The sequence below is a fragment of the Marisediminitalea sp. genome (genome assembly GCF_984433645.1).
Map to the genome: position 1 here is coordinate 1 of NZ_CFIDRX010000199.1, position 7,414 is coordinate 7,414.

5 protein-coding genes and 1 pseudogene are annotated in these 7,414 nt (G+C 49.6%); 1 reads left to right on the forward strand and 5 read right to left on the reverse strand.

Features of this window, described 5'->3' with window-relative positions; genetic code table 11:
- Window positions 1–125: 125 nt before the first annotated feature.
- Entirely contained in the window at window positions 126–1,274 is a 1,149-nt protein-coding gene (locus AC4MRN_RS18155; RefSeq protein WP_491204077.1) for a 5-(carboxyamino)imidazole ribonucleotide synthase, read from the reverse strand.
- A 2-nt stretch (window positions 1,275–1,276) separates the two neighbouring features.
- Window positions 1,277–1,762 (reverse strand): 5-(carboxyamino)imidazole ribonucleotide mutase, encoded by a 486-nt coding sequence (purE, locus tag AC4MRN_RS18160; RefSeq protein WP_073324370.1) that lies wholly within the window; start codon window positions 1,760–1,762, stop codon window positions 1,277–1,279.
- A gap of 287 nt (window positions 1,763–2,049) precedes the next feature.
- On the opposite strand from purE, the gene AC4MRN_RS18165 reads away from it, so the two are divergent.
- Window positions 2,050–2,928 (forward strand): LysR family transcriptional regulator, encoded by an 879-nt coding sequence (locus tag AC4MRN_RS18165; protein WP_073324369.1) that lies wholly within the window; start codon window positions 2,050–2,052, stop codon window positions 2,926–2,928.
- A 7-nt stretch (window positions 2,929–2,935) separates the two neighbouring features.
- On the opposite strand, the gene AC4MRN_RS18170 is transcribed toward AC4MRN_RS18165, so the two are convergent.
- From AC4MRN_RS18170 to rho, 3 genes and pseudogenes are all read right to left on the reverse strand, one after another.
- On the reverse strand, window positions 2,936–5,719 hold the full coding sequence (locus AC4MRN_RS18170) for an ATP-binding protein (protein WP_491204078.1): 2,784 nt from the start codon (window positions 5,717–5,719) through the stop codon (window positions 2,936–2,938).
- Window positions 5,720–5,743: 24 nt separating this feature from the next.
- Window positions 5,744–7,042, reverse strand: a complete 1,299-nt coding sequence (locus tag AC4MRN_RS18175) for an amidohydrolase (RefSeq protein WP_491204079.1) — start codon at window positions 7,040–7,042, stop codon at window positions 5,744–5,746.
- Between the two features lie 120 nt (window positions 7,043–7,162).
- Window positions 7,163–7,414: pseudogene (rho, locus tag AC4MRN_RS18180) on the reverse strand (transcription termination factor Rho); the annotation flags it as partial.

A 7,414-nucleotide genomic window follows, 5' to 3' on the forward strand; every position in this document is an offset into this window, starting at 1 on the left:
ACTGGCGACCTACTGATTACAAGTCAGTTGCTCTACCAACTGAGCTAAGTCGGCCCATTAATTTTGTGCGCCTACCTTCTCGGTAAGCGCGCTGCATTTTATGCTGGACGGCGTGAATGTCAAGCTTACTTTTGCAAGCGAGCGGCTTCATCCACTAATTCGGGGAAATGATCAGCAGACAAATAGCCGGAAAGTTGCTCCAGTTTACTGCCCAATGCCTTATAGCCCGACGCTGTTACGTTGATATGACCCATTTTGCGCTTGTTGCGTACCGTTTTGCCATACCAATTAAAATGTACGCCTGGCAGACCCAACAGCGCCAAATCGTGGTCGTCGCAACCAATGATATTCACCATGGCACTTACCGCAGCATCGCCGCCGATGTTCGTAGTATCACCCAACGGCAAATCCAGCACAGCACGTAAATGATTCTCAAACTGACTGGTATCGGCACCGGCCTGGGTCCAGTGACCGGAGTTGTGTACCCGCGGAGCCAGTTCGTTAACCAGTAATGTGTCGCCACACTGGAACAATTCAACCGCCAGTACACCGACATAATCCATGCCTTCCACCAGCTTACTGAAAATCTCCAGCGCTTTGGCGGTAAGCGCATCATCGCTATTTGTTGCTGGTGCAACAGATACATGTAACTGGCCCTGGTGGTGCAGGTTTTCTGCCAGTGGGTACACTTTGATATCGCCGCTCACGTTGCGAGCACCAATCAGTGACACTTCACGGTCGAACTTCAGCATTTGCTCTACTACCAGTGGTACCCGAACCAGATCCAGCCCTTCAAGCTGTTTCTTTAGTGCCGGTAAATCGGCTTTTTGGCTCAAGCGCCACTGACCGTAGCCGTCGTACCCGTCGCGACTGGCTTTTATAATCAGACGTTCGCCCAGTGCTTCAACACACTCATCGAGTTGCGTTAAATCGGTAACAATGCGGTGAGCACAATTCGGAATATTCAAGCGTTCAAGCAATGCTTTTTCACGCACCCGATCTGCGCCAACCAAAATGGCGTCTTTATTCGGATGCAGCTTGCCGGATTGCTCAGCGGTCTCGAGCAACGCCTCAGGCACGTGCTCAAATTCGACGGTGAGGACATCTGCGCGTTCAATAGCTTGTTCCAGTGAGCAATCCAGAGGTTGTTTACTCACCGGATGCACAACCGTGTTATTGCTAACATCAACTGCCTGTACATCAATCCCTAAAGCAGCACCGTCCAAATACATCATTTGTGCCAACTGTCCGGCACCGTATACCAGCACTTGCATGTTTATAACTCCAGTTTACCGCTTGCTAACACCGTGTCGGTCTGTGCTTTTCTAAACGCAATCACAGCGTCACGAACATCGGCATCCTGAAGTGCAACCACTTGCGCAGCCAACAAGCCCGCGTTCGCTGCACCCGCCTCGCCGATCGCTAGCGTGCCTACTGCGACGCCTTTAGGCATCTGCACAATAGAAAGCAGTGAATCGAGGCCGTTTAACGCCTTCGACTTTACCGGACAACCAAAGACTGGCAGGTGTGTGTGTGCGGCAATCATACCCGGTAGATGCGCAGCACCACCGGCGCCGGCAATAATGGCACAAAAGCCTTTCTCTTCCGCCGTTTCGGCAAACTCTACCAGCAGATTCGGAGTACGGTGAGCCGATACAACCTGGGCTTCAAACTCGACGCCAAATTGCTTTAACATTAACGCGGCATTCTGCATGGTAGGCCAATCTGATGTAGACCCCATAACGATCGCGACTTTTGCCATGATGCTGTCCTCACTGGCTAGCTGTATTCAACAGGTGCTGGAATAATACACAGCGCTCGAAAAGCGGCCGATATTAGCGTATTTTCGCTCGTTTGCCCATAGCCAGCCTGGCCCAATGTCTATATTTCTGTGTATTTCACTGGCAAGCAGAAACTGCAACAGAGCCCGGGAATTACTGGCTTTAACCCATAGCGGTTGCCCCTCATAGACACGTCCGACAAAATATAGATAGAAATAAATGCATTTTTGTTCTATTTTTATATCAATATTTTCAGAGTGAGCCGTTCATGAATACCCTGACGTTTCGTTTACTAGAAGTTTTTCAACAGGTCGTAGACAGTGGATCCGTCACCGCCGCATCAAATGCATTATCACTGTCTCAGCCAACGGTGTCACTGCAGTTAAAAAAGCTAACCAGTATTGTTGGCTTGCCGCTGGTAGAACACTATCAAGGCAAAATTCAGTTAACCGAGGCGGGGGAAGCGGTGTATCGCTGCGCTCAGGAAGTCCTTACTTCGCAGGAAAAGCTCAACAGTCAAATCAGTGCTTTACAGGGCGTTGAGGTTGGTTCACTTAAACTCGCAGTGGTGACCACTGCCAAGTACATCATTCCGCCCTTTTTGAGCCCGTTTTGTAATCAGCACCCCAATATTGATGTGCGCTTTACCGTTGGGAACCGCGCGCAAATTATAGAGCGTCTGTCACAAAACCGGGACGACCTGTACATCTTCACATATCCGCCTGAAGACGAAGATCTGGAATGTGTGCCCTTCATGTCAAACCCGTTAGTGATTATTGCCCCGGCTAATTATGATGGCCCTGACGACTGTTTGCTGAGTGAGCTGGTTGATCAGAAGTTTCTGCTACGGGAAAAAGGCAGCGGCACGCGTCGTACCCTCGACGAGTACTGCGATTTAAAACGCGTGTCGTTGAACAACACCATGATAATAGAAAGTAATGAGGCCATTAGATTAGCGGTGTCAGCGGGAATGGGATTAGCCGTATTGTCACAGCACACACTGGCTCAGGCATCGACTGACAACGTCAAAATCCTTAAGGTTCGCGACTTCCCGCTGCACAGTAACTGGCAGGTTGTCACTAACAAGCGCCGACCTATCAGCTTGTCCGCTCAAGCTTTCAGACAATCTCTGATTGAGCAAAAATAGCGCGCTGTTACTTACCGCTGGTATATTGAATAATTAACTGAAACAAGTCGGCACGGCGCACCGGCTTGGCAAGATAATCATTCATGCCAGCTGCGAGACAGGCCTTTCTGTCATCCTCGAACGCATTTGCAGTCAGTGCAACAATCGGTATCGATGCTTTGTCATCGTCCATTTCCCGAATCTCCCGGGTGGCCGTAAAACCGTCCATAATGGGCATTTGGCAATCCATAAGCACCAAATCAAACGCGACCCGTGCAATCACGTCGAGGGCTTCCTTACCATTTTTTGCCCTTATGCATTTGGTCTTGGCGTCTTTGAGCATGTCGATAATAATTTCAGCATTAATATCGTTGTCTTCAACTATCAGCACTTTCAGCCCTGCTGGCAAAACTAAACGCGTTTCGTCGAATATCGGCTCTACAAAGTCGGTTGCCGCCATCGGCAAAGACACGGTAAATGTGGTGCCCAATCCCAGCTCGCTGTCGAGTTTGATGTTACCCGACATCAACTCTACCAGCTTGCTGGTAATCGCCAGTCCCAATCCGGTGCCACTGAACTGACGTGAGGTAGTGGCATCGGCCTGAACAAACTGATCAAAGACTTTAAATTGCTCTGACTTGTCGATACCTATCCCCGTGTCCTGTATGGTGATTTTCAATTTACCGTCTATATAGTCCAACTGCACTGTAACGCCGCCAATAGCGGTAAACTTCACCGCGTTACTCAGCAAGTTATTCAGTATCTGACTAATCTTCACAGCATCGCCTTTGAGCATGTCTGGTACCGAGTCAGACCATTTTACGTCTAAGCGGATCTGTTTACGGGTTGCTGCCTGACGATGTATTTCAATACAGGCGTTGATCACTTTTTTGGGCGACATAGGATGCAGGGTAACCTTCATCTTGCCGGCTTCAATTTTCGACCAGTCCAGAATACTGTCGAGGATCAACAGCAAGTTAGAAGCGGACTGCATAATCACCTGCAGACGGTTTCCAATATGGGGCTCTAGTGGCTTTTCGAGTAAATTTTCACAGGTGCCCAGTATGCCATTCATGGGGGTGCGAATTTCGTGTGACATATTGGCCAGAAACTGCGATTTGGCGACACTCGCAGCCTCTGCCTGAGCTAACGCTTTGACCAAAGAGGCGGTTTTTTCTTCGACCCGCTCGGTCAGGGTGCGATTGAGTTCTTCCAACTCCTGATTCAACACGCCTTGTCGTTTCCTGGCTTCATTCAGGTCGCTAAAAGCACTCAGTAGTCGCTCGCCAAGCTCGTGAAACTCATTACCCAGCCCGGAAATTTCAGTGAGCTGCATGGTATCGCTGGCAAACGTTTGGCGTGGCACTTGTTTTTCGGGCGAATAACCTGCAAAGGTTAGCATCAGCTCCCTGATAGGATTAGCAAATATCCTTGCCACTTTCCCCCCCAGGAAAATCCCAAGGAGTGTCAGGCAACAGAGCAAAATCAGCGCCCACCTGAGATAACTGGTACTCATTGCCACAAAACTACCCTGCTCAAACAGAATCGTAATCGACCAGCCATAGGTCGACTCCAGTGACTGAGACACAAACCAATTCCGGTCCAGGAAATCCACACGCTCCTGACATTCATAGTCAGCACAAAAATCCATGTCAGGCTTATCCAGTGGATTGATCTGCAATTCCGGCGACGCATAGACAACCGTGCCGGCATTGTCTCTGTATATAGCCCAAAACAGCGCCAGGTTGCGACTGTCGTACTCCATGAAACTACTCAGGTTCAAAGACCCTTCAATGATGCCCACAATTGCACCTTCTGCGTCGCGAATTGGGCTGGAAATAGCCACGATGGGATCATCACCGAAGCCTCGTCCCTGAATAGCTGAAGAGACATAGGTACTGCCAGTAGCAACAGCTTCCGTAAAATAAGCGCGCGTGGAAACGTCTGCTCGCCCAAGCTGTCTGGCTCTGAATAACAAGTTAGTTGGATAAGAATGCGTGACCTCTCCTTCGATATTGGCGAGCAGGAAAGTCAGGAAGTCAGGGTGGTTTCTTGCCAAACCAGCCAGAGTAGCCGGTGCAGCCTGGTCGAGCGTCGCGCCGTATTGTGTAGCGATTTGAATTGACTGCGCGGCACTGGTTATTGCCATGGCATGGCGGTCCAGGAACGATGACAGTTCTTCGGCCATTACCTGAGACCGGTGCACCATGTAACTGTTGACTTGCGCCGCCTGTTGACGCTGAAGCTGGCCGACATATACATACGTCATGGAAAGGATGACGAAAAAGAAGGACGCCGAGAACATATATCGAAACAGGACTTCGACATTGAATTTCAGCTTATAGCCTATGTCAATTCGACGAACCGCGAACAAGAATAACAAGTGCCCAAACAAACAGGAAAACGCCCCGCTTAGCCACGTCACAATATAGGCGGTAAACGCAGTGTCCGGACGACCATTGAAATGCAAGATGATAAGCACAGCAAAAATGGGGACGGTAAACGCGCTCCACCACCCAAGACCGACTTTGAGTGGGTTCAGCGTGTCCTGACGTTCATAGAGCAGATTCATCAGCAAAGGCTGACCGGCCAGAAACAGTACTAAGGTCCAGTCATGCCCTTTCAAAAACAATACGCCATAAACCACAGCAATTGCCAGCAGTGTCAATCTTGTCGAGCACAGCAGCGCAACAGTGACGGCAAAACCACCACCGAAAAAGATGACGCCCTGACTGTCTATTGGCTCAGGTAATAGATTTACACAGGCTCCAATGGCAATCAGAACCCATGGACTTAGCAAGTATTTCCCCATGTTCGCTCTTGATGCTAGTGTGAATTACTCGCCGTGTTGCGCCATGTAATCGAGGGTTAGGTTAGCCATCACTCGAACGCCCAGTTTCATACCTGAATCGTCTACGTAAAATTCTGGCGTATGGTGTGCTGGTGAATCTGCTACAGGTACATCAAGCGGTTTACCGCCGAGCCACATAAACAAACCAGGCACCTGCTCCTGATAGAAGGAAAAATCCTCTGCGCCTGTTACCGGCTTGGCCAGAATGGTATTTTCTTTTCCGGCTGTACGCTCAACAGTAGGCAGCATTTTTGCCGTCAGTGCCGGGTCATTGAAAGTAATCGGATAGTTGTAATCCAATGGCAGTGTGAGCTCCGCTGTGGCGCCCATGCTATCTGCAATACCTTTCACTTTTCTTGCCATGGCCTCGTATACATGCTCACGAGCAGCATGGTTCAGCGTTCGAATTGTGCCCACCATTTCAACTTCATTCGGGATGATGTTAGACCGATTACCACCGTGAATTGAGCCAATTGTGACAACTGCAGCGTCATCGATAAGCTTGAGTTCACGGCTCACAATGGTTTGCAATGACATGATCATTTGCGCCGCGGTGGTGATGGGGTCCACACTCTTCCAGGGATAGGCGCCATGCGCTTGTTTGCCATGAATAACGATCTTAAAGGGATCCACAGCGGCCATAGTGCCGCCCGGATTATAACTCACAGTACCCACGTCGGCGTTTGCGCTGATATGTAAACCAAAAATCACATCCACATCCGGATTCTTTAATACGCCTTCCTGCACCATCACTTCAGCTCCGCCCTTCTCACCCGGAGGTGCACCTTCTTCGGCAGGCTGGAATATAAACTTCACTTTGCCTTTTAGCTGATCCTTCATTGCAGTTAATACGCTGGCAGTCCCCATGAGCATGGCCATGTGCGTATCGTGACCGCAAGCATGCATTACCGGCACATCCTGCCCTTTAAATTCGCCGCGCTGGGTTGAGCGCCATGCAAGGTCGTTTTGCTCAGGAACAGGCAGGCCGTCCATATCGGCACGTAAGGCCACTACCGGGCCGGGCTTGCCACTGTCCAACACGGCAACCACACCGGTTTTTGCCACACCAGTAGTGACTTCAAGATCCAGTGAACGCAAAAATTTAGCGACGTATTCTGCTGTTTTGAATTCCCGGTTAGACAGTTCCGGATACTGATGCAAGTGATGACGCCAGGCTATAACATCAGCTTCTACCGAGTCGGCAAGGCGGTCTACGTCAGCGGATTGGGCTGCGGCAGCAACAGAGAAAAAAAGAGGGGCGAATAACATCGATAACTTTCGCATACAATTTCCGAATGTTCAGGATAGAGTACATTCCACTATACCTGAACAGCTCAGGTATTACAGAAAAAAAAACCGCTGAAATTTCAGCGGCTTTAATATTTGTTTACGTGGAAAAGTGGATTAACTTTTCTGACGCTTCATCGCATCGAAGAACTCGTCGTTGGTCTTCGTCATTGACAGTTTATTGATTAAAAACTCCATGGCGTCAATTTCAGACATCTCATGAACAATCTTGCGCAGGATCCACATTTTCTGCAGTTCATCCTGACCGGTCAGCAATTCTTCGCGACGCGTGCCTGAACGGTTGAAGTCGATTGCAGGGAAGACACGCTTCTCGGCTATCTTACGGTTCAGGTGCAGTTCCATGTTACC